Origin of the sequence: Pseudomonas sp. KU26590 (assembly GCF_026153515.1) — a bacterium.
Classification (GTDB): domain Bacteria; phylum Pseudomonadota; class Gammaproteobacteria; order Pseudomonadales; family Pseudomonadaceae; genus Aquipseudomonas.
The window spans coordinates 4,516,673-4,541,994 of record NZ_CP110644.1; the positions used below are offsets into that span (position 1 = coordinate 4,516,673).

General features: G+C 62.9%; 21 protein-coding genes. 9 read left to right on the top strand and 12 right to left on the bottom strand.

What is annotated here, in order from left to right; genetic code table 11:
• The first annotated feature begins 548 nt into the window (after positions 1-548).
• Entirely contained in the window at positions 549-914 is a 366-nt protein-coding gene (locus OKW98_RS20105) for a glyoxalase superfamily protein (RefSeq protein ID WP_265386345.1), read from the top strand.
• 12 nt (positions 915-926) lie between these two features.
• On the opposite strand, the gene OKW98_RS20110 is transcribed toward OKW98_RS20105, so the two are convergent.
• Entirely contained in the window at positions 927-1,781 is an 855-nt protein-coding gene (locus OKW98_RS20110; RefSeq protein WP_265386346.1) for a LysR family transcriptional regulator, read from the bottom strand.
• Positions 1,782-1,855: 74 nt separating this feature from the next.
• Between OKW98_RS20110 and OKW98_RS20115 the strand changes: the two genes are divergently transcribed.
• The 3 genes from OKW98_RS20115 to OKW98_RS20125 all read left to right on the top strand — a co-directional run bounded on the left by OKW98_RS20115 (position 1,856) and on the right by OKW98_RS20125 (position 5,100).
• Entirely contained in the window at positions 1,856-2,785 is a 930-nt protein-coding gene (locus OKW98_RS20115; protein WP_265386347.1) for a DMT family transporter, read from the top strand.
• 68 nt (positions 2,786-2,853) lie between these two features.
• Positions 2,854-4,179, top strand: a complete 1,326-nt coding sequence (locus OKW98_RS20120; protein ID WP_265386348.1) for an ankyrin repeat domain-containing protein — start codon at positions 2,854-2,856, stop codon at positions 4,177-4,179.
• Positions 4,180-4,227: 48 nt separating this feature from the next.
• Entirely contained in the window at positions 4,228-5,100 is an 873-nt protein-coding gene (locus OKW98_RS20125; RefSeq protein ID WP_265386349.1) for an NAD(P)-dependent oxidoreductase, read from the top strand.
• A gap of 42 nt (positions 5,101-5,142) precedes the next feature.
• Here the strand turns inward: OKW98_RS20125 and OKW98_RS20130 are convergent, their stop codons facing one another.
• From OKW98_RS20130 to yghX, 3 genes are all read right to left on the bottom strand, one after another.
• Positions 5,143-5,793: a GntR family transcriptional regulator gene (locus OKW98_RS20130; protein ID WP_265386350.1), complete on the bottom strand. Its 651-nt coding sequence runs from the start codon at positions 5,791-5,793 to the stop codon at positions 5,143-5,145.
• Positions 5,794-5,903: 110 nt separating this feature from the next.
• Positions 5,904-7,742 (bottom strand): allophanate hydrolase, encoded by a 1,839-nt coding sequence (atzF, locus tag OKW98_RS20135; protein ID WP_416147447.1) that lies wholly within the window; start codon positions 7,740-7,742, stop codon positions 5,904-5,906.
• A gap of 781 nt (positions 7,743-8,523) precedes the next feature.
• Positions 8,524-9,411 carry a YghX family hydrolase gene (gene yghX, locus OKW98_RS20140; protein WP_265386352.1) on the bottom strand — a complete coding sequence of 296 codons (888 nt, stop codon included), beginning with the start codon at positions 9,409-9,411 and terminating at the stop codon, positions 8,524-8,526.
• A gap of 267 nt (positions 9,412-9,678) precedes the next feature.
• On the opposite strand from yghX, the gene OKW98_RS20145 reads away from it, so the two are divergent.
• The gene (locus OKW98_RS20145; protein ID WP_265386353.1) at positions 9,679-10,110 is read left to right on the top strand and encodes a nuclear transport factor 2 family protein; all 432 of its coding nucleotides are present in this window, start codon (positions 9,679-9,681) and stop codon (positions 10,108-10,110) included.
• Positions 10,111-10,197: 87 nt separating this feature from the next.
• On the opposite strand, the gene OKW98_RS20150 is transcribed toward OKW98_RS20145, so the two are convergent.
• Positions 10,198-11,082, bottom strand: a complete 885-nt coding sequence (locus OKW98_RS20150) for a LysR family transcriptional regulator (protein ID WP_265386354.1) — start codon at positions 11,080-11,082, stop codon at positions 10,198-10,200.
• Positions 11,083-11,199: 117 nt separating this feature from the next.
• Between OKW98_RS20150 and argC the strand changes: the two genes are divergently transcribed.
• On the top strand, positions 11,200-12,123 hold the full coding sequence (gene argC, locus OKW98_RS20155) for an N-acetyl-gamma-glutamyl-phosphate reductase (RefSeq protein WP_265386355.1): 924 nt from the start codon (positions 11,200-11,202) through the stop codon (positions 12,121-12,123).
• Positions 12,124-12,145: 22 nt separating this feature from the next.
• Here the strand turns inward: argC and OKW98_RS20160 are convergent, their stop codons facing one another.
• The 4 genes from OKW98_RS20160 to eat form a co-directional block, all read right to left on the bottom strand.
• Positions 12,146-13,576, bottom strand: coding sequence for a CoA transferase (locus OKW98_RS20160; protein ID WP_265386356.1), 1,431 nt, complete (start codon positions 13,574-13,576; stop codon positions 12,146-12,148).
• A gap of 287 nt (positions 13,577-13,863) precedes the next feature.
• Positions 13,864-14,682, bottom strand: a complete 819-nt coding sequence (eutC, locus tag OKW98_RS20165) for an ethanolamine ammonia-lyase subunit EutC (RefSeq protein ID WP_265386357.1) — start codon at positions 14,680-14,682, stop codon at positions 13,864-13,866.
• Positions 14,683-14,716: 34 nt separating this feature from the next.
• The gene (locus tag OKW98_RS20170; protein ID WP_265386358.1) at positions 14,717-16,108 is read right to left on the bottom strand and encodes an ethanolamine ammonia-lyase subunit EutB; all 1,392 of its coding nucleotides are present in this window, start codon (positions 16,106-16,108) and stop codon (positions 14,717-14,719) included.
• A 27-nt stretch (positions 16,109-16,135) separates the two neighbouring features.
• Positions 16,136-17,488, bottom strand: coding sequence for an ethanolamine permease (eat, locus tag OKW98_RS20175; RefSeq protein ID WP_265386359.1), 1,353 nt, complete (start codon positions 17,486-17,488; stop codon positions 16,136-16,138).
• Positions 17,489-17,939: 451 nt separating this feature from the next.
• Between eat and OKW98_RS20180 the strand changes: the two genes are divergently transcribed.
• The gene (locus OKW98_RS20180) at positions 17,940-19,016 is read left to right on the top strand and encodes an AraC family transcriptional regulator (protein ID WP_265386360.1); all 1,077 of its coding nucleotides are present in this window, start codon (positions 17,940-17,942) and stop codon (positions 19,014-19,016) included.
• A 66-nt stretch (positions 19,017-19,082) separates the two neighbouring features.
• On the opposite strand, the gene OKW98_RS20185 is transcribed toward OKW98_RS20180, so the two are convergent.
• The 3 genes from OKW98_RS20185 to OKW98_RS20195 form a co-directional block, all read right to left on the bottom strand.
• Entirely contained in the window at positions 19,083-20,168 is a 1,086-nt protein-coding gene (locus OKW98_RS20185; protein WP_265386361.1) for a DUF6036 family nucleotidyltransferase, read from the bottom strand.
• Positions 20,169-20,325: 157 nt separating this feature from the next.
• Positions 20,326-22,275, bottom strand: coding sequence for an AAA family ATPase (locus OKW98_RS20190; RefSeq protein WP_265386362.1), 1,950 nt, complete (start codon positions 22,273-22,275; stop codon positions 20,326-20,328).
• Positions 22,276-22,387: 112 nt separating this feature from the next.
• Positions 22,388-22,651, bottom strand: a complete 264-nt coding sequence (locus tag OKW98_RS20195; protein WP_265386363.1) for a DUF2790 domain-containing protein — start codon at positions 22,649-22,651, stop codon at positions 22,388-22,390.
• Positions 22,652-22,954: 303 nt separating this feature from the next.
• On the opposite strand from OKW98_RS20195, the gene OKW98_RS20200 reads away from it, so the two are divergent.
• The gene (locus tag OKW98_RS20200; RefSeq protein WP_265386364.1) at positions 22,955-23,695 is read left to right on the top strand and encodes a response regulator; all 741 of its coding nucleotides are present in this window, start codon (positions 22,955-22,957) and stop codon (positions 23,693-23,695) included.
• Complete coding sequence (locus tag OKW98_RS20205) at positions 23,692-25,032, top strand: ATP-binding protein (RefSeq protein ID WP_265386365.1); 1,341 nt, start codon at positions 23,692-23,694, stop codon at positions 25,030-25,032. The genes OKW98_RS20200 and OKW98_RS20205 overlap by 4 nt, the downstream gene beginning before the upstream one ends.
• The last annotated feature ends 290 nt before the right edge of the window (positions 25,033-25,322 follow it).

The following is a 25,322-nucleotide window of genomic DNA, read 5'->3' on the forward strand; positions in this document are numbered from 1 at the left end:
AGTGGGACCGGCTTTAGCCGGGAAGATGCCCGTGTGAACACCCTCAATTTTGCAGCGTGGCATCCGACGTCTTCCCGGCTGAAGCCGGTCCTACAGGTGCACGCAATCCGTCAGTGGGACCGGCTTCAGCCGGGAAGAGGCCCGTGTGAACACCCACCATTTTGCAGCGTTGCATCCGACGCCTTCCCGGCTGAAGCCGGTCCCACAAGTTGCACGCGATCCATCAGTGGGACTGGCTTTAGCCGGGAAGAGGCCTGTGTACACACCCTCAATTTTGCAGCGTGGCATCCGACGCCTTCCCGGCTGAAGCCTGTCCTACGGGTGCACGCGATCCATCAGTGGGACTGGCTTTAGCCGGGAAGAGGCCTGTGTACACACCCTCAATTTTGCAGCGTGGCATCCGACGTTTTCCCGGCTGAAGCCGGTCCTACAGGTGCACGCGATCCATCAGTGGGACCGGCTTCAGCCGGGAAGTGGCCTGTGTGAGCACCACACTTCTGAGGTCTGGGCTAGAATCGCCCGCTCAGATCATCAAGGAGTGAGCACCTGTGCAGATGTCCCCGGCGATACCGCTGATTCGTATTTTTTCCGAAGCCAAGGCGAAAGAGTTCTACGTCGATTTTCTCGGCTTCAGCCTGGAGTGGGAGCACCGCTTTGAGGAGGGCCTGCCGCTGTATGCCCAGGCCCGCCGCGACCAGCTCGTCATCCACCTGACCGAACACCACGGCGACGCAACACCAGGCTCGACGATCTTCGTGCCGGTCAGCGACATCGCCGAACTGCAGCGCGAACTGCTGGCAAAAAACTACGGCTATTCACGCCCCGGCATTCAGGACCTGGACTGGGGCAAGGTCATGGAAATCGCCGACCCGTTCGGCAATCGCCTGCGGTTCTGCGAGCGCTCCGAGGACTGAACGACGCCGTCGTCACAGGCGGAAATACTGCCCGATGGCCCGCTGCAGCAGGTCAACTGCATCATCGCCGTGAGAAGCTGACGAGCGTACGACGATGATGTCGTGGTCGGCGATCCGCGGCAGGCCGTCCAGAATGCGCATGCCGTCGGTGACCCGGGCGCGGTCGATGAGGCTGATCCCCAGCCCGGCTTCGACGCAGGCCTTGACCGCCTGATTGGACGGGCTTTCCAGTACGATTCGCAGGCGATGACCGCTGCGCTTGAGCGACTCGATCATCGCGTGCCGATACGGGCACTGGGTGGCATGCACGGCCAGTGGCAACGGATCCGGCAATTCCCCCGATTGATGCGCGGCGCCGACCCACACCGGCGTGGTGGATACCAGCAGTTGATCATCAGTGCCCAGTTGGTCTTTAAGCTGGGCGATGATCGCCACTTGAAGACGACCCCGCTGCACCTGATCGCGCAGGGTGTAGCTGGGCGCGGTCTTCAGCTCAAGCACGATGTTCGGCCATGCCGCCACAAACGCCGGGAGCACGTCGCGAATCAGGTGCGACGCGTACTCGTCCGACACGCCCAGCGTGATGCGCCCCGCCAGTTGCGTGCCCTGCAGTTCGGCCAACACTTGATCATGGGTGCTCAGCAGCGCAGCGGTGGAGGTCAGAAAACGCTTGCCCAGCGGCGTCAGCGACACCGACTGATTGTCGCGATTGAGCAGTCGTCCGCCCGCCAGCGCTTCCAGCCGCTGCACGTGCACGCTGACCGCCGCCGGACTTTTGTGCAGCTGTTGCGCCGCCGCGCTGAACTTGCCGATGCGCGCCACGGCGTGAAAGGTACGGACCTGTTCGATATCCAGAATGGCGCTCATGGTTTACTGATCCCGAAGCACTGCTGTCGTTTATTTTGATTTATTAGATTACGGCGGACGGGTACGTTGGGTCCATGAACACTTCAAACGAACTGACCAACGCGACCTTTCCCCTTCCGTCCCGACGCCGGACGATCCCCTTGCCGCTGCTGGAAGCCGGGCTGGTGATCATCTGGAGTTCGGGCTTCATTGGTGCGCGCTTCTCCATCGATTACGCGCCCGCATCGTTGGTGGTGTTCTGGCGTAGCCTCCTGGTTACGCTGATTCTCTTCCCCTTTGTTGCCCGGCGACTGCGCCAGACGCCACCCGCCGTGCTGCTGAAAAACGCCGGCATCGGCCTGCTCGCCATGGCCGGTTATCTGTTCGGCGTGACCGAGGGCATTGCCCTTGGGGTGCCCGCCGGGCTGGCGGCGCTGTTCGCCGATCTGCTGCCGATCGGCATGGCCGTGCTGGCGGCAATGGTGCTGCGCCAGCGACTGACCCGCGGCGTATGGGTCGGGTTGCTGATCGGCCTGGCGGGCGTGATGCTGGCGACTCACGATGCGCTGGCCTGGGGCAGCGCACCCCCGTGGGCCTACGCCCTGCCGGTGCTGGGCATGCTGTCGCTGGCGGTCGCCACGCTGTGGCAAAAACATTCCCCCGACCCGCAGGCGCTGGGCCTGCTGTCCAACCTGTGGGTGCAGTGCCTCGTCTCGACCTTCGTTTTTACCCTTATTGCCGGACTGCACGGAAGTCTCGCGCCCGTCCCCAATGCAGGCTTCGCGATGAGTGTGCTGTGGACGTCGGTGTCGACGGTCGGCGGTTACGGCCTGTACTGGATGTGCCTGCGCCGGGCCACGCCAACGCGGGTCGCCAGTGTGCTTTACCTGAGCCCGCCGCTGACGCTGCTGCTGGCCTGGGCCATGTTCGACGAATCGCTTTCCTGGCTGATGGCCCTGGGCATGGCGGTCTCGGGGGTCGGCATCGGTCTGGTGATACGCGGCGAGGCGCGGCAGGCGGCGTAGCACGGGTGATGTGGAACCGTTAGGCGCGTAGGGTCCACTCAGGCGTTTTTAACCATAAGCGCGCCCTTATGACCCCTATCCGACCTTCTTCGCCTTTCATCCCGCCCAGCCCTTCGCCAACCACAGAAACGTCCGAGGCCAGCCCGACGCTGCACGCGGCCGTTGCCAATCGCGACGCCGAGGCTCTGGCGCGACTGCGCAAGGACGGCCAGCGTGCCAACACCTTGAACGCCGAAGGCCATTCACCGCTGGATGTGCTCGACAAAATGCGCGACATCGACGAGCGCAGCCGCTCCGGTTTGCGCATGGCGTTGCTGCAGTCACTCAACCCGACGGCGCCCCTGGCCTATGCCAAGCCTGAAGCGCTGCACGGAACGCCGTGGGGGCTGGAAATCCTGCAATCAGGGGCGCTCAAAGGCGGCGTCAATGATGCAAAAGGAGGCAGCCAGTCTCTGGAAGGTAAAGTGTTTTTCTCTGATCGCACCCGGGAGAGCTCGACCGACACGACCACCCGGCCGAACCTGCGCAGCAAGGCCCGCACCTATGCATTGGGCAAAGGGGTGAACACCAGTAACGCGCAATCACGGGCGCTGCAACACCGCATGGCGCAGGTCATCCTCCATGCCCTCAACACCGGCAAAGCGCTGCCGCCCAATGCCATGGCGCCATCAATCGACGTCGCCGATGCCGAGCAAGTGCCTGCCGAAGGTGCCGCATGGCTGCAGCGTTTTCTACACGCCAACTACATCCTCAAGCCTGTCGGGCGAAAGTTCATCGGCGCGCCGCTCGATGAACATGTGGGTGACTTGAAATTGCCGGGTTCCATCGCCTTGCGGTCTGGCGGACAGCGTAATGAGCTAAGGGGGGAAGACCTGAACCGTTTCTATCACCAGGCCGCGAGTGAGCTGCTGCGCTCCCTCGAAGATGGCAAAGCCCCGTACCTGAGCTTGCTGAATCAGGGCGGCGTCGTACCGCTGGTGTTCGGTTTCGAGAAGATCAACAACCTGTCCACCCATGCGATTCAGTACCCCTCCGACACCAAGCAATATTCCTATCAGAACAAGGAGCACCCGTTGTCGGGAAGCCCGGAAAACGGCGGCAAGTTGAAGGAGATGGAAGTGCGAGGCCTGGATGATTTCGCCACGGTCTGCCTGGGCTGCGCCATCAAAGGTGTCGACCTGCCCGCCGATCTGGTGGTGCGCGTGAAGACCCAGAGGAGTGAAAAAGCCCAGTACCTGGACGCATCGCAGACTGCAATGTTCATGCAGAAGATGGCGGCTCAAGTGGCCGAGTACTCGGGAGATAAGCCACTGGGCACCCTTGATCTGCACCAGTTGCAGCGCATCAATTCCGACATACGGGCCAAGAATTTAAGTGAATGGCTCCCGGTTTGATGGTACGAGTGTGCGCCCCACTCCCACCTTCTACTGGAGCGCACCCCCATGAAAATCGGCTTTTTGGGCCTCGGCAATATGGGTCAGGCCGTGGCTGGCAATCTGTTGAAAGGCGGTCATGAACTGCTGGTCTGGAACCGTTCCCCCGAGGCCGCGCAGCCACTGGTCGAGCAAGGCGCCACGGCAGTCACCGAGCCTGCGCAGGCATTCGCCGCCGACGTGGTGTTCAGCATGCTCGCCGACGACAAGGCCCTGCGCGCCGTGCTGCTGGATTCCGGTCTGCTCAAGCCACTCAAGGGTCCGCTGATCCACATCAACATGGCGACCATTTCCGTGACCTTCGCCGACGAGCTGGCCGAGCTGCACGCCGCACAGGGCATCGACTACATCGCCGCGCCGGTGATGGGCCGCCCGAACATGGCCGCCGCCGCGAAGCTGAACATCATGGCCGCCGGCGCTGCCCAGGCCATCGACCGGGTGCAGCCGTTGTTCGACCTGATCGGCAGCAAGACCTGGCGCATCGGCGACAAACCCTCCAGCGCCAACGCCATGAAACTGGCCATGAATTTCATGCTGGTCTCGGCCATCGAAGCGATGAGCGAGGCGGCCGTGCTGGTCACCCGCCACGGTCTGAAATCCGCCGATCTGGTGGAGCTGGCGTCGGGAACGATCTTCCCCGGCCCGGTGTACGCCGGTTATGGCGCGTTGATCGGCGAACGCACGTACGAGCCGGCCGCGTTCAAGGCGGTGCTCGGGCTCAAGGACGTGGATCTGGTGCTAGCCGCAGCCAGCCAGGTTTCAGTGCAGATGCCGAGCGCCGAGATGATTCGCGCCCACTTGCAGGACGCCATCGACCACGGTCAGGGCGAGATGGACCTGGCGGTGTTGGCCGAAGTGGCGGAGCGACGCAATCCGCGCTGAGTGCTCTTTGGCCTGCCGTTGATGTGAGGTGCAGCCGTCAGCTCATGGCCGGGCGACGTGAAGCCGGTGCAGCGTGATCTTGCGCACTTCCTGCTTGCTGATTTCGATGTGCCGCGTGAGCAACTGCTGGGCCTGCCCGGTCTGGCGATCGAGCACGGCGTCGAGAATCTCGCCGTGCTCGTCATAGGTCGCCTCGATGCGCGCCGCCTGGGTGAAATCCAGGCGGCGAATGATGCGGATCTTCTCGGTGATCTCCAGGTGCAGGCGCGCCATCTCGGTGTTGCCTGCCGCCTCCAGCAACGCGCAATGGAACCGCTCGTCCAGCGCTGACACCTGCTGGGCGTCTTGCAGGCGTTCGAAAGGCGCGACGAGCCAAGTGCGTTTCAGCTCGGCGATGACCGAATGTTGCTCCAGATCCAGTGCCTCCAGACGCGCCAGCGCCGCGCATTCCAGCACGATGCGCACGTCGTAAAGCTCTTCGAAATAATTGAAATCGAACGCCCTCACCCGCCAGCCGCTGCGGAAATACACCTCCAGATAGCCTTCGCGCTCCAGCCGATACAGCGCCTGCCGCACCGGCGTGCGGCTGGCCTGCACGCGCTCGGCCACCTCGCCTTCGCTGAAGCGATCCCCCGGCAGCAGGCGGAACGCGAAGATGTCGTCCTTGAGCTGCTGATAGATGCGCTCGGCCATGTTGTCCGGGCGCCGTTTGGGTGTCTGTGAAGGGATGATGGCCTGGGTGCTCCGGCAGGTGATCTGTGCGCCTGACGCGACGGCGTTCTGGGGCCGCGTCAGGCGTTGGGTCAGGCTTGTTTCAGGCTGGCGATGTACGCGCGCCAGCCGCCGAAAGCGGTGATGTCCAGCGCGCCATCAATTGCCCAGGGTTCGCAGATGAAGCCCTTGACGCTGCGACCGTCGTTCAGCGTCAGGTTGCCGATGCCCAGCGGCGCGGGAATCTCGGCAACGAACTCGCCAAAGCGCGCCAGCGGGATGTCCCACAGCTCCACGATGATCGACGTACCGCCCGCGGATTTGACCAGCCCCGGTTTGGGCGGCACGGTCCCGGGCAAGGCGTAGAGCCGGTAATCGCCCGCCGTCAGGGTCTGTTCGACCAGCACGGCATCGCGACTGGTCAGCTGGACGTTCAGCGGCATGCCGGTGAGGTGCGCGCCCACCACGGCAACGCGAACACTACCGCGCGGTGCAGTCGCTGACGAAGTTGTCGGCGCTGGCCACGCTGGCATTGCGCGGCCGGTTGCGCCCATCGGCAAGCCGACGCTTTCCTGCCATCGCTGGCCGAATTGAGCGAGCGCTGTGTCGTGCCAGGCCGGCGCAATCAGCGTGATCCCCGACGGCAAGCCATCGGCGCGCATACCGGCAGGCAATGCCAGGGCCGAGAGGTCCGCCAGGTTGGTGAAGTTGGTGTAGAAGCCGAACTGCGAGTTGTACAGCACCGGCTCTGCGGCCATTTCCGCCTGGGTGCGCAGGGTCGCGGAAGTGGGCACGACCAAAGCGTCGAACCCGGCCAGCGCGTCGTTGATCTGCCGGCTCAGCGTGGCGCGCAGGTACTCGGCGCGGTAGGCGTCACAGGCGCTGTAAGCCAGGCCGCTTTCGACGATGCCACGCACCACCGGGTTGATGGCGTTGGGGTTGGTTTCCAGCATCGAGGTCAGGGCGACGGTGCGTTCGGCGACCCAGGGGCCGTAATACAACTGCTCGGCCAGGGCCTTGAACGGGGCGAAGTCAATGCGCGTGATCTCGGCGCCCATGCCGCTCAAACGATGCAGTGCCTGCTCGAACACGGCTTGATTCTGCGCATCACCGAAGAACTCCAGCGTATCCGGCACGGCCAGCTTCATCGCGGCGCGGAAGCCCACCGGCGCCGTGCCCGGGTTGTGGCGGGAATAGGCGTCATCGCCATCGAAGCCTTCGGCCAGGCCGGCGACTGTTTGGGCGTCTGCTACGGTCAGCGCGAAGATGGAAATGCAGTCCACCGTCTTGCACGCCGGCACCAGCCCGGTATTCGGCAAGCGGCCCTTGGTGGGTTTCAGCCCAACGATGTTGTTGAACCCGGCCGGCACCCGGCCCGAGCCAGCGGTGTCGGTGCCCAACGAAAACGCAACAAGCCCCCGCGCCACCACCGACGCCGAGCCAGAGCTCGAACCGCCGCTGACGTAATCGGGGTTGAAGCTGTTGGGCACAGCGCCGTGGGGCGAGCGGGTGCCGACCAGGCCGGTGGCGAACTGATCGAGATTAGTCTTGCCCATCAAAATCGCCCCCGCTGCGCGCAGTCGGGCAACCACGGTCGCGTCTTTGCTCGCTGTGTAGGCAAATTCCGGGCACGCCGCCGTCGTCGGCCAGCCGGCTGCGTCGATGTTGTCCTTGATCGCGAACGGCACGCCGTACAACGGCAATTGGGTGATGTCGCCATTGACTGCAGCAAGACGCTCAGCCAGGGCATCGAGCTGCTCACTGATCTGCGCCTGACTGGCCCGGGCGATCCACGCCGTGTCGGTTTCCGGGTAAGCGCTGGCGAGCGACAGCAGCACGTCAGGCGACAACTGCCCGGTCTGATAGGCCGTCAGCCACTCGTTGAAGGTCCAGCCGATATGAGGGTTTTGGAGGTCGTGCATGGGAGGCATCCATCTTGTATCCAAGTTAGGATTCAACAAAAGCAAAAGCCGGGCCATTGGGGGGAAGGTCCGGATTGCTTGGGGATTACGGATTTTGCGGTTTAATTCGCAGGTTCGCGTGCGCCTCAAAGATGCACCGCGTGCAGGGTTTTGGTGCCGGCTCGCACACCGCGATCCCACAGTGAGGCCGGCTTCAGCCGGGAAGACATTCGGCGGCACACCACAAAAGTGATGGCGAACACACCGGCCTCTTCCCGGCTGAAACCAGTCCTACAATGAGCGCGCGTTCCTCCAGCCAGACCGGTGACGCGGAGCGTCAGGGGGATGCATTCCCACGCGGAGCGTGAGGAACGATCAAAAAAGTGATGGCGAACACACTGGCCCCTTCCCGGCTAAAGCCGGTCCCACAAAAAGCATCGCGTGCATCCAGTGGGATCGGCTCCGACTGTAGGACCGGCTTTAGCCGGGAAGCCTTTGATCTGCTTTAAAAGCGCTTTTGATCTTCCTACGCAAAAAGTCCAGTCACCGCCAAACGCGACTTGGGTGCAGGCTGAACGCAGGTCTCGCGCAGTGGGCCGAGCCGCATGGATGCGGCGAGAGCGCCGTCAGGACATGGATGTCCGTTCGGCGCGGGCCCACGGAGAGAGACCGGAGTGAAGGAACCCGACGAAGTCGGGCCCAACCAGGAGCAGGCACTTTTGCTTACTTTTGGTGCTTTTCAAAAGTAAGTCGCCGAAGGCGAAACAGTCTGCCCCCAGGCAGACGCTCTTGATCTTCTCCCAGCCTCACCTCAGACCAGATACTTCTTGAACCAATCCAACGTCCGGTTCCACGCCAATGTCGCCGCAGCGTCGTCATACCGCGGCGTAGAGTCTTTATGAAAACCGTGGTTGGCGCCTTTATAGATATGAGCCTCGTAAGTCTTCCCCGCCGCCTTCAAGGCCGCCTCATACGCCGGCCAACCATCGGTGATCGGCTTGTCCAGCTCGGCGTAATGCAACAACAGCGGCGCCTTGATCCGGCTGACATCTTCGGCCTTGGGCTGGCGACCATAAAACGGCACCGCCGCCGCCAGCTCCGGATAAGCCACGGCAGCAGCATTACAGACACCCCCGCCATAACAAAACCCAGTGATCCCGACCTTGCCGGTGGAAGCATGATGAGCCATCAGCCACTCGATGCCCGCAAAAAAGTCATTCATCAGTTTCTCGGGATCGACCTTCGCCTGCAGATCCCGGCCTTTATCGTCGTTGCCCGGATAGCCGCCGACCGAGGACAAACCATCAGGCGCCAACGCGATAAAACCCGCCTTGGCCACCCGGCGGGCGACGTCTTCGATGTAAGGGTTCAGACCGCGATTCTCATGCACCACCATCACCGAGGCGACTTTGCCATCGGCCTTCGCCGGCCGCACCAGATACCCGCGCACCTGGCCGTGCCCTTTGGGCGACGGGTAGGAAATGTATTCAGCAATGATGTCCGGGTCGGTGAACTCGACCTGCTCGGCGAGCGCGTAATTGGGGCTCAGCGAGGCCAGAATCGTCGTCGCGGCAAGCCCGCCCACGGCGAACACTGCCGCGCGATCGAGAAACTCCCGGCGATTGATCTTGCCGTGAACGTAGTAGTCGTAAAGCTCAAGCAGTTCCGGGGCGAAGTCTTTGGCGGTGAGACGGGTCATCTGTACGCATCCTCATCGAGTTTCAGCGGCCACAGGCGCGAAAGCGCCGCCTGAAGGTGCCGCGCCGAGCCCTCAGTAAAGCAGTATTTCGCCCGCCTGTATCAAGCTGCGCTGCAACAGCACCCCACTTTCAAACGCTCCCTTTCCAACACGCCCGTTGTGGGCTAGCCTGAGCGGCGCAGTTGTACGACGACGTACAAAGCCACTTTTCATCGAAAAATGGCCTCTGCTTGACGCCTCCATCAACAATAAAAAAGGGATGCACCCATGACCAGACTCAAACTGACCCTCGGCTTCTTGTGCCTGTTTTCAGGCTTCGTCGCCGCCGCACCCTCTGCCGATGAGCAAGACGTCGCCAAAGCTGTCGACAAAATGACCCAGGCGATGCTGCACAAAGACGTCGCGGCCCTGGGCGCGCTGACTTCAGACAACGTCACCTACGGACACTCCAGCGGCAAAGTCCAGAACAAGGAAGAGTTCATCGCCGACATCGAAACCGGGCGCAGCGGCTTCAACACCCTGGAAATGAAAAACCAGAAAATCAACATGAATGGCGACGTCGCCCTGGTGCGCAACCACTTCTCGGCCGAGGCCGTGAACAGTGGCAAGGTAGTGCCGACCGAGATCGAAAACTTTCAGGTCTGGCAGAAACAGAAAGGCCAGTGGCTGCTGATCGGGCGCCAGGCGTTCAAATTCTGATGGCATGACTTCCAACATGTAGCCGACCAGGCGCCTGAGAGGGTCAGGCGCCGGTCGGCGACACGTCTGTTTTTACATCCCGTTGAGCTACAACGCCTCCAGCTCCTGTAACACCTCCAGCACATACCCGGTCGAGCGTTCGACGCTCCCGGCCCGGTGCGCAATGCCCAATTCCCGCCACAACGCCGGCAGCAACGGGCGCATGACGATGCGGCTTTCCGGAACCGGCGTGGACGCCTCATGGGGCAGCAACGTCGCGCCATAGCCCGCCCCCACCAGACTCTTGATCGCGTCGTTGTAATTGAGCTGAATGCGCGGCGTCGGCTGCGGCCCTTCGCCGGCAAACCACTCCGCCACTTGGCGGGACAGCCGCGTGGTGGCGTCGTTGAGAATCAGCGGCTGACTGGCAAGCCACGTCGGCGTGATGACCAGCGGACAGTCCCAGCGCGCCGGCAGAAACGCCATCACCGGGTCACGCCGCCAGGGCTGAATCGACAAGCCCTTGACCGGCGCCTGGGGCAGCGCAATCACGCCGATGTCCAGGCTGCCATCCGCGAGCTTTTGCAACGTCTGTTGCGACGTCAATACCGCGACCTGCACGTCGATGCCGGGGTGCAACTGCGCCAGGGTTTCCAGCGCCTGGGGCAGCAATTGCGCGATGACACCGGTTGACGCCCCTAGTCGCACCCGTCCGGCCAGACCTTTGACCTGTCGCTCGACGTCTTCCAGCGCCTGCTCGGCATCGGCCAACAGGCGCCGCGCGCGCTCGATCAGGGTGTCGCCGATGGCCGAAGGTTGAACCCGCCCGCGGGTGCGCGAGAGCAACACGCCGCCCACCCGTTGCTCCAGGTCGGCAATGTGCAGGCTGACGGTCGGCGGCGCGAGATTGAGCACCCGCGCCGCTTCGGCAAACGACCCGTGATCGGCGATGGCCACCAGGGTGCGCAAACGATCCAGACTGATTTCTCGCACGGATCGGCCTCTCCTTCAGAAAAACTGCAGTGTACCGTCAATAAATTCAACTTTCTCTATCAACGAGTGCACTTGAAGATGGCGGTCATTGACGACCTTCTGCGGAAACCTAAACCCATGTCACAGCCCATCATCTTTATCGACGGCGACCAAGGCACCACCGGCCTGCAAATTCACCAGCGCCTGCAAGGCCGCACCGACCTGCAGGTGGTGACGCTGCCCGCCGAGCATCGCAAGAACCCGGAAAGCCGCGCCGCCGCGATCAACGCCTGCGACATCGCCGTGCTGTGCCTGCCCGACGACGCCGCCCGGGACGCAGCCGCGAGCATCACCAACTCGAACGTGCGGGTGATCGACGCCAGTTCTGCCCACCGCACTCACCCCGACTGGGTCTACGGCTTCGCGCAGATGAACGACGACCAGAAAAAAACCATCGCCAGCGCCCGCCGCGTCAGCAACCCGGGCTGCTACCCCACCGGGGCTATCGGTTTGTTGCGGCCGTTGCTGGAGGCGGGTCTGCTGCCGCGCGATTACCCGATCAGCATCAACGCGGTGTCGGGCTATTCGGGCAAAGGCCGCGCCGGTGTCGACGAATTTGAGGGGCCGGATGTTGCCCAGGCGATTCCGTTTCAGGTCTACGGTCTGAGCCTTGCGCACAAGCACGTTCCGGAAATCCAGCAGTACAGCGGGTTGAGCGAGCGGCCGATGTTCGTTCCGGCGTATGGCGCGTTTCGTCAGGGCATCGTGCTGACCATCGCGCTGCAAACACGGCTGCTGCCCCACGGCGTCACCGGCACGAGGCTGCATGCCGCGCTGGCGGAGCATTATCAGGGCAGCGGGTTTGTTGAAGTGATGCCGATGGAGCAATCGCGCGCGCTGACCGGGATCGACCCGCGTCAGTTGAACGGCACCGATAACCTGCGGCTGATGGTGTTCGAGAACGACGGGCATGTGTTGCTGGCGGCCGTGTTCGACAACCTGGGCAAAGGCGCGGCCGGGGCGGCGGTGCAGAACCTGGATTTGATGATCGCGGGTGTGTGAAACGGGTTGGAGCAAGCGCGCGTTACAGCCATTTCGCGTCGCTACTGCCCAGTGCGTTCGCCGGTAAATCCCAGTGGGTCGGCGTGTGGTCGATCTGCCCGGCGGGTTTGAGGCGCAGCGCCGGGCCCCAGGCGGTGTGCTCGATGGCGGCGGAGTAATCGCTCGAATTCAGCGGTAGCAGCGCTGCAGGCTGAGCCTCGGTCGGGGCAATCGACATCAGCGATAACGCGGTGCGCGCCAGGGATGCCTGCACCTGAACGCCCTGTCCGGTGATCCGTCGCTCGGTCAGGCCGCGCACCGCTGCGGCCGCCATCAAATACCCGGTGGCGTGATCCAGCGCCTGCACCGGCAGCGGCACGGGCCTGTCACTTCCCGCGGCCACCCTGCCGGCATCGGCGATGCCGCAACTCATCTGCACCAGGCTGTCGAAACCCCGTCGCTCCCGCCATGGGCCGGTCCAGCCGTAGGCGTTCAGTGATACATCCACCAGACCGGGATTGAGCGCGCGGCGGCGTTCGGCGCTGAGGCCGAGGCGCGCGAGGGCGTCGGCGCGGTAACCGTGGATCATCACGTCGGCCTCGCTGATCAGGCGCTCCAGCACCGCACGATCGACAGGGTCGCGCAGGTCCAGCCGCGCGCAACGTTTGCCGAGCACCACTTCGGGCACGGTGCCGGGCTCGTCCCAGCCAGGGGGATCGATGCGCAACACCTCGGCGCCGAAACCGGCGAGAAAACGCGTCGCCACCGGGCCGGCCAGAATCCGCGTGAGGTCGAGCACGCGGATTCCGTGCAAGGGACGTTCGCGGGGGACGATCCATTCGGGTCGTGTACGGCTTGACGCAGTTGAGACCTTCCCGGCTGAAGCCGGTCCCACTGGCGTATCCGTGCGATGCAGCAAGGGTTCGCCAGCCACGGCGCGCCCCTGGGGATGATCGCGCCAGGCCTGCGCACTGCCCATCGCCGCGGCACAGCCTTGATGAGCGACCACCGCGCTTTCCAGATCACTGGCCTGCCAGCGCAGCACGGCCTGACTGACCGCGTCGCGCTCGGGGGCGTTTTTAAGCACGGCGAGTGCGGCCTGACGATGGTGCGGCGCGTTGGTGTGCAACCGAATCCAGCCATCCGCCGCGCGGTAATCCCCCGCCACCGCATCCCACTGGGCCGGTAGCGACCAGCCCTGGGGTTGAAGGGATGTTGCGAACCAGAACGAGGCCAAGCGCCGATCGACGGTGATCGCAGGCGAGGTGCCGTGGGTCTGATCAATCAATTCGCCCACCGCCAGATGCGCGGCAGCGATGGCGGCTGTGGCGAAATCGGTGACCGGGAATGCCGAGGCCAGCGCGCCTTCGCCAGTGATCTGAAGATGATCGAGATAGCGAGGCTCGCCGCCAAGGGCCAGCCAGAATTCGCGCAGGAAATGCGTGCAGGCAGTGTCGGAAGGGGCAGTGGGCATAAGGCGGCGCTCTCGGAAGTGGTGAGAGCAGCCTAGCAAATGAGTGTGGGAAGGGGCGTGAAGCTGGCGTATCTGCCGCTGGAGATGCGGCGGATGTGATGGCCTCTTCCCGGCTGAAGCCGGTCCTACTAAAAGCACCGCGTGCATCCAGTCAAACTGGCTGTGACCTAAAATGTAGGACCGGCTTTAGCCGGGAAAGCGGTGTCTCTGCCAGTGGAGATGCAGCGAATGCACTGGCCTCTCCCGGCTGAAGCCGGTCCCACAAAACCCCGCAGTGTCTGAGACATTCACCCGCCGAGCAAAAAATTCCCCGGCCGGCTGCCCTCGCCCGCTTCCAGCACCGGCACTTGCGCGTCGTCCTTCAGGTTCACGCCGGACAATTGCCGGCGCCAGGCCTCGCGCATCAGGTACAGCAACTTGTGCGCTGCCATGGCATAGCTCATGCCTTCAAGCCGCACGTTGGAAATGCAGTTGCGCGCAGCGTCGTTCAGGCCCACGCGCGGTGCGTAGGTGAAGTACAGGCCGAGGCTGTCCGGTGAGCTGAGGCCCGGCCGCTCGCCGATCAGAATTACCACCATGCGCGCCTTGAGCAGTGCGCCGATTTCATCGGCAACGGCAACGCGACCCTGCTCCACCAGCACCACCGGCGCCAGGCTCCAGCCTTCCGCCGCCGCCATTTCATCAATGCGCGCCAGCATCGCCGGGCTGTGGCGCTGCACCGCCAGCGCAGACAACCCGTCTGCGACCACCAGCGCCAGATCAAATCCTTCAGGATGCGCAACCGCGTAATTCTTGAGTTGGGCAGCCGATGCCTCGGACAACCGCCGCCCCAGATCAGGCCGTTGCAGGTACATATGGCGGTCGGTTGCCGAACTTTGCAGGGTCAGCGTTTCGCGGGACCGGCCCGCCAGTTGCTCGGCCAGGGCCGCGTGATCGAACGCCAGATGCACCGCGTCGCGGGCCTGGGCGTGGGCAAACTGGAAATCCAGCTGCGCCGCCGTCGGCAGACTGGTGCCCGCATGCCCGAGGGCGATTCGCGCCGAGGTCAGCGAGCGCAACTGCTGCCAGGCATCGGCGTGTGCGGGTGATTTCTTGTCATCGCTCATGGCTCAAGCCCTTGTCTGAACTGCTGATCAGCGACTAATTAAGTTGCGCCAGCGCCTTGCGAAACAACGGCGGCACGCCCTGCCCCAGCCGCACGCCGCCGTCATCCTGGCGCAGGATGTCCATGCGCGTCAGCCATTCCTCGAACTCCGGCGCCGGGCGCAGGCCGAGGGTCTTTCGAGCATACAAGGCGTCGTGAAACGAGGTGGTCTGGTAATTGAGCATCACGTCGTCGGACCCCGGAATGCCCATGATGAAATTGATCCCCGCAACGCCGAGCAAGGTCAGCAGCACGTCCATGTCGTCCTGATCGGCTTCGGCGTGGTTGGTGTAGCAGATGTCGCAGCCCATCGGCACGCCGAGCAGCTTGCCGCAGAAGTGGTCTTCAAGGCCGGCGCGAATGATCTGCTTGCCGTTGTACAAGTATTCCGGGCCGATGAAGCCGACCACGGTGTTGACCAGAAAGGGGTTGAAATGCCGGGCGACGGCGTAGGCGCGGGCCTCGCAGGTCTGTTGATCGACGCCGTGGTGCGCGTTGGCCGACAAGGCGCTGCCCTGCCCGGTTTCGAAGTACATCAGGTTATTGCCCAGCGGCCCGCGCTTGAGACTGAGGCCCGCTTCATAGCCTTCGCGGAGGATTTCAAGGCTGATGCCGAATCCGCTGTTGGCCGCTTCGGTGCCGGCGATGGACTGGAACACCAGATCCAGCGGCACGCCTTTTTCGATGGCAGCGACCGAGGAGGTGACGTGGGTCAGCACGCAGGACTGGGTGGGAATCTCGTAATGACGGATGACGCCGTCGAGCATCTTCAGCAGTTCGCTGATGGCGCTGACGCTGTCGGTTGCCGGGTTGATGCCGATCATGGCGTCGCCGTTGCCGTACAGCAAACCGTCGAGCACGCTGGCGGCGATGCCGGCCGGGTCATCGGTGGGGTGATTGGGTTGCAGCCGGGTGGACATGCGCCCACGCAGGCCGACGGTGTTGCGAAAGCGGGTAACGACACGAATCTTCTGCGCCACCAGCACCAGATCCTGCACGCGCATGATCTTCGACACCGCCGCCGCCATCTCCGGGGTCAGTCCCGGCGCCAGGGCCTTGAGGCTGGCCTCGGTGGCGTCGTCCCCCAGCAGCCAGTCGCGAAAGCCGCCGACGGTGAGGTGGCTGACCGGAGCGAAAGCCGCGCGGTCATGGCTGTCGACGATCAAGCGGGTGACTTCATCTTCTTCGTAGGGAATCAGCGCTTCGGTGAGAAATTGCTTGAGCGGCACATCGGCCAAGGTCATTTGCGCCGCCGCACGTTCGGCATCGCTGCTGGCGGCGACTTCTGCCAGGAAGTCGCCGGAGCGTGCGGGGCTGGCCTTGGCCATGAGTTCCCGCAGGCTGTCGAAGCGCCAGACCATGCCACCGATGCTGTGGGAAAAACTCATGCACACCTCTTTTTTTGAACCGCGTGATTAACCGGCCACAACAACCGCCGCATGGCGCCCGCGGACCATTTTGCAGAACAGCGCGCCCACGGACATCAGGCAGATGAATATGGCGCAGATCAGCAGGTTGAACCAGACCATGGCGACCAGACACACCACCGCCAGCACCAGAGCGATGCCCGGCACGATCGGATAACCCGGCGCGCGGAAGCTGCGCTCGAGGTTCGGTTCGCTGCGGCGCAACTTGAACAGGCTGAGCATGCTGATGATGTACATCACGATAGCGCCAAACACCGACATGGTGATCATCGCCGCGGTCAGCGTCATGCCCTGCAGGTTGATCACGCCGTCGCTGAGAATCGCGATGATGCCGATCACACCGCCCGCGAGGATGGCGCGGTGGGGCGTCTGGAAGCGCGACAGTTTCGCCAGGCTCGCGGGCAGGAAACCGGCCCGCGCCAGAGCAAAGAACTGTCGGGAGTAGCCAAGGATGATGCCGTGGAAACTGGCGACCAGACCGAACAGGCCGATCCACACCAGCATGTGCATCCAGTTGGAGTTGCCGCCGACCACGGCCTTCATCGCCTGTGGCAGCGGGTCATTGATGTTCGCCAGCGTGCGCCAGTCGCCCACGCCGCCGGCGAAGATCATCACGCCGATCGCCAGCACCACCAGGGTCAGGATGCCGCCTACGTAAGCACGCGGAATAGTGCGCTTCGGGTCCTTGGCTTCTTCAGCCGCCATGGCCGCGCCTTCGATGGCGAGGAAGAACCAGATGGCAAAGGGGATCGCCGCGAACATGCCGCTGACGGCCGGCAGGCTGAAGGTGTCGGAACCGGCCCAGCCGCCCAGCACGAAATTACTGAAGCTGAAGCCCGGCGCGACAACGCCCATGAACACCAGCAGTTCGGCGACGGCCAGGATGGTGACCACCAGTTCGAAGGTCGCGGCGATGCTTACGCCCAGGATGTTCAGGGTCATGAACACGAAATACGCGCCAATGGCCGCGACCCGGGGATCAAGGGACGGGAATTGCACGTTGAGGTAGGCACCAATCGCCATGGCGATGGCCGGCGGGGCGAAGACGAATTCGATCAGCGTCGCCAGGCCCGCGATCATCCCGCCGGTCACGCCAAAGGCGCGCAGGCTGTAGGCAAACGGCCCGCCCGCGTTGGGAATCGCGGTGGTCAGCTCGGTGAAGCTGAAGATGAAACAGGTGTACATCACCGCAACCATCAGCGTGGTCACCAGAAAGCCCAGCGTCCCGGCGGTGCCCCAGCCGTAACTCCAGCCGAAGTATTCGCCGGAAATCACCAGGCCCACGGCCAGTCCCCACAAGTGCAGGGTTCCCAAGGTCGGTTTGAGTTGTGAAGCAGTCATGAGTGTGTACCCCGGTAGCCAGGCGACGGTATTTGTCTGACGTGGAGCATAGTCACAGCTAACAGGCCAAGGCTTGACCGTACGGCGCGCGGTCTGTCGTCTGCGGTCAAGTTTTCCGGGTATCTGCGGGGGGTGCGCCACGCTGGCGCGTGAAAACGGCCCGGTGCTTTATTGAGGGTCACGCAATGCCTGTGCTGCTTGGCCGGCGTGGCACCGGAGTTCCCAAGAGCTTGGGCAGCAGATGAGTCGTTGAGTAGCACTAACCCCCCTTGTAGGAGCGACCGGGGTGGCGCTCCACCTTGCCCGCGAAGACGTCCGCGCGGCAGACACGTGATTAAGCCCGCAACTGAACTGCCGGCCGGCGCGTGGCCACCGGAATGCGTGCTGAAGTCATGAAGGTACGACATTTGCTTGCAAGGTAGGCATATAAACCGTCAGAGCCATCCCACCCATGCTCCAGACCCTCGCCCCCGCCGCCGCATCGAACACGCCCGCCGCCAGCAATCGCGGCGTGCTGTCGGCTGCGGCCAACGGGCTCGATGGCTTCATCGTGCAGCACGGCGGTGATCTGGACCGGGTGTTCGGCCGCTCCGGCATCGACCCCGAGCAGCTGCTGCACCCGACCCTGAGCCTGCCGCTGACCAACTACTGCAAGGTGCTGGAAGAAGCCGCGAGCCAGACCGGCTGCGACAATTTCGGTTTGCGTTACGGCCAGCAATTCCGGCCACAGGCGCTCGGTCTGCTGGGCTACATCGGCCTGTGCTCGGCGACGCTGGAAGACGCGCTGATCAACTTTTCCGCGGCCTTCCCATTCCACCAGCACAGCACCTTGATCGAGCTGGTGGATCAGGGCGAGTGCTACCGCTTCGATTATCAGGTGCGCCACGGCGCGATCAACGAACGCCGCCAGGACGCCGAACTGACCATGGGCATGGCGCTGAATCTGGTGCGCCACGTGCTCGGCGCGGACTGGGCACCTCGACAGGTGGCCTTCGAACACGCCCAACCCCAAGGCTGGCACGAGCACCGCGACGTGTTTCGCGCGGACGTTTGTTTCGGGCAGGGCTGCAATTCACTGCTGATTCCCAAGTGCGATGTCGTCGGTAAAGCCATGCCCGGCAGCGACCCGGTCCTGCTGATGCTGATCAAGGACGCGATCCGTCAACTGGGCGATAACGGCAGCGGCACGGCCAACAGCCAAGAGGCCACGCTCCTCGACCGCGCCCGCCAGACCATCCTCGCCACCCTGCACTTGGGCGAACCGGCGCTGGACGACATCGCCCACACCTTAGGCCTGTCCGAATGGACCCTGCAGCGCAAACTGCGCGAACACGGCATCAGCTTCACACAGCTGGTCGACCAGATCCGCCAGGACTCGGCCCTGAGCCACTTGAAACAGCAGCACCTCAGCATCACCCAGCTCGCCTCGCTGCTCGGCTACTCGGAGACCAGCGCGTTCTCGCGAGCATTCAAACGATGGTTTGGGGTGAGTCCTAAGCAGTGGCGTGGTGGCGGCTGCCGCGTTTGATAGCCCGCTTTCCTGGCCTCCCTCCCCGCCAAGAATTGGACTCAACGTGGATGAGCGGGGTGCAGGCTATTCGAAAGCCGAGTTGCGTCCGGCCGCGTAATGCCGCGTCTGATAGGGAAGCAGGGTCTGCACTTTCAACCCTAAACCTTCGCTAAGTCCCCATGACACCGCAAGCTCGTCCCGACGGTCACGCAGGCGAGTCTCCGCAATTTGCGGGGCGTCGCCCAGACGCGGGAAACGCTGCATCAGCACACTCAGCGCGTGCAAGGTCTCGCGCACCCGTTCGTCAGTCGCACAGGGGAACCGGGTCAGCTTTTCCAGAAGGTACCCCACCCGACGCGCCGCCAGCTCGTCAGGATTGCTGGCGAGAAATCTGCGCAGTTCTGACTCCATGCTTGAGTGCTCGTACCAGACTTCCTGAGCCAGCCTCACCAACGTTCCATCATCGGCCTGACTCAGCGGGTGATCAGCGAGTCTGGCCATTGCTTCGGAAAGTAAGTGGCGCTCAATCGGGCTGTCCATCGGCGGTCTCAGGTAGTCCTGCAAAATGTTGGTCAGGATGGATGTGGGAGGTTCGTGATTGCCAACATAGCAATCAATGGCCTGCAGGGCCAAACGCTCAAACTCGGCAGCAAGGATGAAGCCGGTACGCAGCAAGGCGAAGATATCGCTGATGTCCTGCTCAGTCCCGCGTCCGAGCTTGGAAATTGCGAGATCGATCGGAGACGCTATCAGAACGCTTAATGGCGACAGTGGCCCGAATACATCAAGCGGCACTCCCCGTTCCAGATAGTCCTCATGCAGGGGCCCCAGCCCCGAGGTGAAGTTGAGGTCATAAGACAATTCAACGACACGACCGCTTCGCTCATCCACGAATGTCTGGGGGACAGCCGCCAGCATAGCTTGCAAATCCACGCTTGAAGGCAACTCCGCCGCAAAGAACTCTGCATCGACATCACTGGAAACCCGGTGACTTGTGTACAAGTGCACTGCGCATCCACCAAAGATAACGACGGTGAGCGCCGCAGGCGGGGCATTTTCACACGTTAGTTCGCTCTCGACCGACTTGAACATGGCCACCAATGCTCTTCCCAGCGCGGTCTCGCAATTAAGGATGGCAGGCCGTACATCATAGGCAGCGCTCTTGTTCACGGTTCGTCCCTGGATCGCTAAAAGGTCGATCAGAAATTTACCGATGAATGAGCTGTTATGAAGTCAGCGTGGATCGTCCCTGTCTGTAGGAACCGCCGGAAATACCCGAAGGTAATCCCGTTTAACCCGGATCGTTACCGAGACAGTTGTCCGCCCTCTACTTACGCCCCAAATCCTGCAACCAGTCATTCATGTTCCCCGGCAGCAGCAGTTCGTGCCGGGCGCGGGAGCTGGCGGTGTAGAGCAGCGAGCACACGCTGGCCAGTGAATGCGTCGAGCCTTCGCGCGGTGGCCGCATGAGGTCGCGGGAGAGCAGCACGGAGTCGAATTCCTGGTTCTTCACGTCTTCGACTTTCGCCAGTTTGAGAATGGCGGCGGGGTCGTTGCAGAAACGCTGGGTCGTCTCGATGAAGTCCTGCAGCCGGTTGCCCTGGCCGAGCCACTCGTGCATGGCCTTGAATTCGTGGCTGCCGCCCATGGCCGAGGCCAGCGCGTCCCAATAGGCGTAGCGGAAAATCAGCCGGTGTTGCGGGCGCAGGTCTTCGCGGTAGAGCAGGTCCAGGCCTTTGACGAATAGCGTCAGGCTTTCAAGGGTGCGCAGTGGCATTTGAAAGCGCGCCCCCGCCTCGGTCAGGCGCTTGAACCAGGCAAACAAGCCCCATTCATTGGCGACCAGAATCGTCGTGGGTTTTTCCGGAATCGGCATGACGCCGTGGCCGATGATCCGCGTCGGGTGGGGCGCGCGGCCGACGAAGCCTTCTTTTATATCGCTGGGGTGCAACTGAATCATCGGGTTGAGCACGTCGGCCATTTGCTTGCCGGCGCGGATCGACTGGGTCATGAAGCGCTGGCGAATGAAGCCGCCATGGCGCGGGGTCTTGCCGCTGAGTTGCTGGAATTCGTCACCCAGGGTGATGACCGCCTGGGGGCTGCGGTCGAGGATTTGCACCATCGGCGCCGTCAGTTCATGGCTTTCGTCGATGATTATGTGGCTGTAGTTTTCGGGGATGACTTCATTGCTCAGCGCCAGAAACTTGATCCGGTGGCTGTTGCGGATCGGCAGACGAATCTGCGGCGCCGACGGCCTGACCGTTTCGCGCCAGAGCAGGCGGCTGTATTCCAGCAGCAGGGCGATGTCCGCCTGACTCGCCGCGTGCCCCAGCGACGGCAAATGCCGCGCTTCGATGTTCGCCAGCGGCGACAGGCTGTAACTGTGCACGGTGCTGCGGCAGACCCTCGCCACATCCCGCGGCTGCAGCTTGCCCACCGCTTGCAGGTTCAGCCACTGCGCCACTTGGCGGTCATCAACCAGCGAGCTGGCGCCGGTGCGCTGAATGTCGGTGTTGCGCCAGCCGCGCGCCGTGAGATCGCGGTTGAGCAACAGGTTGGCCATGTGGCCGAAGGTGCAGGCGTTGATCCGCGCGTCGGGGTTGGCCTGACGCACCCGCGCCTGAAGCGCAGCCACTTGCCCCGGAAAGGTCGCCATGAGCAACGTCTTTTCCGGGACCAGAACCTCGAAGAACTTCGCCAGCAGGTACGTCTTGCCCACGCCTGCGTAGGCCTGGAGGTGGAACGACTCTTCGTTGCAGACCTTGAACTCGTCGAAGATCCGGCTCTGCTGATCACTCAGGCGCAGAACATCGCCAGATGGCATCACGACCTCGCGGGTCAGGGGTTCCAGTTTGGCGCGATGGCGCAGGCCAAAGCCGAAGTCCCACTGCCCTTCCCCGTCGAGGTAATCCTGCTGCTCGATATCCGCGTCTTCGAGCAGACTGACGCCGGCGATTTCAAGCACAGAGAGCCCTGCGGCCAGATGTTCGGCGGTGAACCTGCCGCGCACCAGATCGGCAAAACGACCGCCGGCTTCTTCAACCGAAGCGGCCGCGCGCAGGACATCATCGAGCATGCGTTCGAGCTGTTCGACGGCGGTGTTTTGCGTAACCAGCGCGTTGAGGTTGAGCAGCAGCATCAATGCGGCGAGTTGCGGTCGGCCTGCCTCACTCAGGAAATCGTCCGGCGATTCGCCAGCGGCCAGGCCCTTGCACACCTCTTCGGTCAGGGGCAGAAACAACGACGGCGGGGGCGCGAAGGCAGCGGGTGATCTCATTGCGGGCGTCAGGTCCTGGGCGGCGCGTGGGCGCGGGCAGTCAAAAAGGAGCACAGCTTACTCCTGCCACCCGATCACCGCCCACTTGCGTGTCGCCGTCACTCTGCCAGCCTCAGTTGTCCTGCGGGCAATTCTGGGCAACGGTTTCGTAGTTCAGGGTCTGGTGCTGACCCTGAGAATCGAGGTAGCGCAGGCGGGCATTGACCACGCCGCACACCGGCGTCGAGTCGACTTCGGTGGACAGGGCCTTGGCGATGTCCAGGTGATCGCCGTACATATAAGTGTGCGCTTGGGCAACGGGTTGGGCTTGTGCGGTCAGAGCGCCGAGGCTCAGGGCGGCAAACAGGGTGGCGATGCTGAGGTTCTTCCAGTTCATGATGTTCTCCGGTATTCAAAGGGTCGTTCGGTTGGGGTTCGAGGCGGTGTGTGTCTGTCGTCTCGATGGGTCCCATTGAACGCCCCGCAGGTATCTCGCTTGTGTCGCGAACGGCCGGAAAATCATCCTGACGTGTCAGAGCCAGCCGCAGATACACAGCGATACATTCGCGCTGAAAAACCCGCCTTTTGCATGCGCATGTATGCCCGGCAGCGCCAGATACAGTGGAATACAAACGCCCGCAGGCAAGTCACGCGCGACTGGTTAAGATGCGCCACACACATGAATACGGGAGCTGCGGCAATGGAGCACGTCGATCACATTCTGATTGTCGATGACGATCGCGAGATTCGAGAGCTGGTCGGCAACTACCTGAAAAAGAACGGCCTGCGCACCACCGTGGTGGCGGACGGCAGGCAGATGCGTTCGTTTCTGGAATCGACGCCTGTCGACCTGATCGTGCTCGACATCATGATGCCGGGCGACGACGGCCTGCAGCTGTGCCGCGAGCTGCGCACCGGCAAGCACAAGACCACCCCCGTGCTGATGCTCACCGCCCGCAGTGACGAAACCGACCGCATCATCGGCCTGGAAATGGGCGCCGACGATTATCTGGTTAAACCCTTTGCTGCCCGGGAATTGCTGGCACGAATTAACGCCGTGCTGCGCCGCACCCGCATGCTGCCGCCGAACCTGATCGTCACCGAAGCCGGTCGTTTGCTGGCCTTCGGCAAATGGAAGCTGGACACCACCGCCCGCCACTTGCTCGACGCCCAAGGCACGGTTGTTACTCTCAGCGGCGCGGAATACCGCCTGCTGCGCACCTTACTCGATCACCCGCAACGGGTCTTGAGCCGCGATCAATTGCTGAACCTGACCCAGGGCCGTGACGCCGATCTGTTTGACCGCTCCATCGACTTGCTGGTTAGCCGTCTGCGTCAGCGCCTGGCCGACGACGCCCGCGACCCGGCCTACATCAAGACCGTGCGTAACGAGGGTTACGTATTCACCTACGCCGTGGAAATTCTCGGGGACAGCCCATGAAGCTGAGCTTCGGATGGCCGCGCACCCTGGCGTCACGGCTTTCGTTGATTTTCCTGATCAGCCTGGTGCTGGCCCACGGGCTGTCGTTCGGCCTGCAATTCTATGAGCGCTACCAGAGCGCCATGACGCTGATGCTGGGTAATCTGGAACGGGACTTGAGTAACGCCGTGGCCGTTCTGGAACGCTTGCCAGCCGACGAGCGTCAAGCCTGGCTGCCGCGCTTTGAGAGCTCCAATTGTCATTACGTCCTGGGTGCCGGAGAGACCGGCGCGCCGATGAACATGAGCAACGCGCCGATGTCCGTGCATTCCATGCAGCGCAGCCTTGGCCGTGATTACGCGCTGACTTTTACGGACATCCCAGACACCCGACTGCACTATCAGGCGCACCTGACGTTGAAAGACGGGAGCCCGCTGACGATTGACATGCACCCGCGGGTCACCCCGCTGTCACCCTGGCTGCCGCTGCTGTTGATCGGCCAACTCGTGCTGCTGTTTGTCTGCACCTGGCTGGCCGTACGCACAGCGATTCGCCCGCTAACGCGACTGTCCCACGCCGTCGACAACCTCGACCCGAACGGCGAAGGCATTCGCCTGGATGAAAGCGGCCCGACCGAAGTGGCCTTCGCCGCCGTGGCGTTCAACACCATGCAGCAACGGATTTCGACCTACGTGAAAGAGCGCATGCAACTGCTGGCGGCGATCTCCCACGACCTGCAAACCCCGATCACCCGCATGAAGCTACGCGCCGAGTTCATGGACGATGGCGTCGAGAAGGACAAGTTGTGGAGCGACCTGAGCGAGATGCAGCACCTGGTCCAGGAAGGCGTGGCCTATGCGCGCAGCATGGACACCTCAACCGAGACAGCACGACGCGTGGACATGGATTCATTCCTCGACAGCCTTGTGTTCGACTATCAGGACGTCGGCCGCGACGTGCAATTGAACGGCAAGACCGGCGCCGTCATCGACACCCGCCCCCACGCCCTGCGCCGGGTGCTGGTGAACCTGACCGACAACGCGTTGAAATTTGCCGGCGCGGCGGAGATTCACGTGCAGACCCACGCCGACCAGAGCCTGTCGCTGCACGTGCTGGACCGCGGGCCGGGGATTGCCGAAGGGGAATTGTCGGAAGTGATCAAGCCGTTCTACCGCGTCGAAAGCTCACGCAACCGCGACACCGGAGGTACCGGACTGGGGCTGGCGATCGCGCAGCAATTGACGATTGCACTGGGCGGCACGTTGAGCCTGACCAACCGCGAAGGGGGTGGGTTGTGTGCGCATTTGAAGCTACCTGCGCGGATAACAACGGGGTCATTGAAGATCAAGGATGTGTAGGATCCGGCTTGCTGGCGAACCGGTTTCGTCAGTCGATGCGTTCGGCTCGGACCTACCACGTTCGCCAGCAAGCCGGCTCCTTGTATCTCGACTTTGTCTTCTCAGAAGGTAAAGTTCTCGACTGATCATCGAGGGAAAGGCGTGAAGACGACCGGCTCCTAGTGGCGTTATAGCCTGCGAAGTAGATCCATTCTCCGCCTTTCCAACCTCACTCATTGAGCTCGTACGATATCTAGAGCCACGTTGTGAGCTCGCATTTACAAGGTCGAAGCCGAGTGACGCGATGATTG

Bases quoted from the DNA above. Each gene is read 5' to 3' on its own strand.
- OKW98_RS20180 (WP_265386360.1), top strand. From the start codon at position 17,940: ATGCTCCAGACCCTCGCCCCCGCCGCCGCATCGAACACGCCCGCCGCC.
- eutC (WP_265386357.1), bottom strand. From the start codon at position 14,682: ATGAGCGATGACAAGAAATCACCCGCACACGCCGATGCCTGGCAGCAG.
- OKW98_RS20160 (WP_265386356.1), bottom strand. From the start codon at position 13,576: ATGCCCACTGCCCCTTCCGACACTGCCTGCACGCATTTCCTGCGCGAA.
- OKW98_RS20115 (WP_265386347.1), top strand. From the start codon at position 1,856: ATGAACACTTCAAACGAACTGACCAACGCGACCTTTCCCCTTCCGTCC.
- yghX (WP_265386352.1), bottom strand. From the start codon at position 9,411: ATGACCCGTCTCACCGCCAAAGACTTCGCCCCGGAACTGCTTGAGCTT.
- OKW98_RS20130 (WP_265386350.1), bottom strand. From the start codon at position 5,793: ATGGCCGAGCGCATCTATCAGCAGCTCAAGGACGACATCTTCGCGTTC.
- OKW98_RS20145 (WP_265386353.1), top strand. From the start codon at position 9,679: ATGACCAGACTCAAACTGACCCTCGGCTTCTTGTGCCTGTTTTCAGGC.
- argC (WP_265386355.1), top strand. From the start codon at position 11,200: ATGTCACAGCCCATCATCTTTATCGACGGCGACCAAGGCACCACCGGC.
- eat (WP_265386359.1), bottom strand. From the start codon at position 17,488: ATGACTGCTTCACAACTCAAACCGACCTTGGGAACCCTGCACTTGTGG.
- OKW98_RS20125 (WP_265386349.1), top strand. From the start codon at position 4,228: ATGAAAATCGGCTTTTTGGGCCTCGGCAATATGGGTCAGGCCGTGGCT.
- atzF (WP_416147447.1), bottom strand. From the start codon at position 7,742: ATGCCTCCCATGCACGACCTCCAAAACCCTCATATCGGCTGGACCTTC.
- OKW98_RS20205 (WP_265386365.1), top strand. From the start codon at position 23,692: ATGAAGCTGAGCTTCGGATGGCCGCGCACCCTGGCGTCACGGCTTTCG.
- OKW98_RS20170 (WP_265386358.1), bottom strand. From the start codon at position 16,108: ATGAGTTTTTCCCACAGCATCGGTGGCATGGTCTGGCGCTTCGACAGC.
- OKW98_RS20120 (WP_265386348.1), top strand. From the start codon at position 2,854: ATGACCCCTATCCGACCTTCTTCGCCTTTCATCCCGCCCAGCCCTTCG.
- OKW98_RS20195 (WP_265386363.1), bottom strand. From the start codon at position 22,651: ATGAACTGGAAGAACCTCAGCATCGCCACCCTGTTTGCCGCCCTGAGC.
- OKW98_RS20200 (WP_265386364.1), top strand. From the start codon at position 22,955: ATGGAGCACGTCGATCACATTCTGATTGTCGATGACGATCGCGAGATT.
- OKW98_RS20110 (WP_265386346.1), bottom strand. From the start codon at position 1,781: ATGAGCGCCATTCTGGATATCGAACAGGTCCGTACCTTTCACGCCGTG.
- OKW98_RS20190 (WP_265386362.1), bottom strand. From the start codon at position 22,275: ATGAGATCACCCGCTGCCTTCGCGCCCCCGCCGTCGTTGTTTCTGCCC.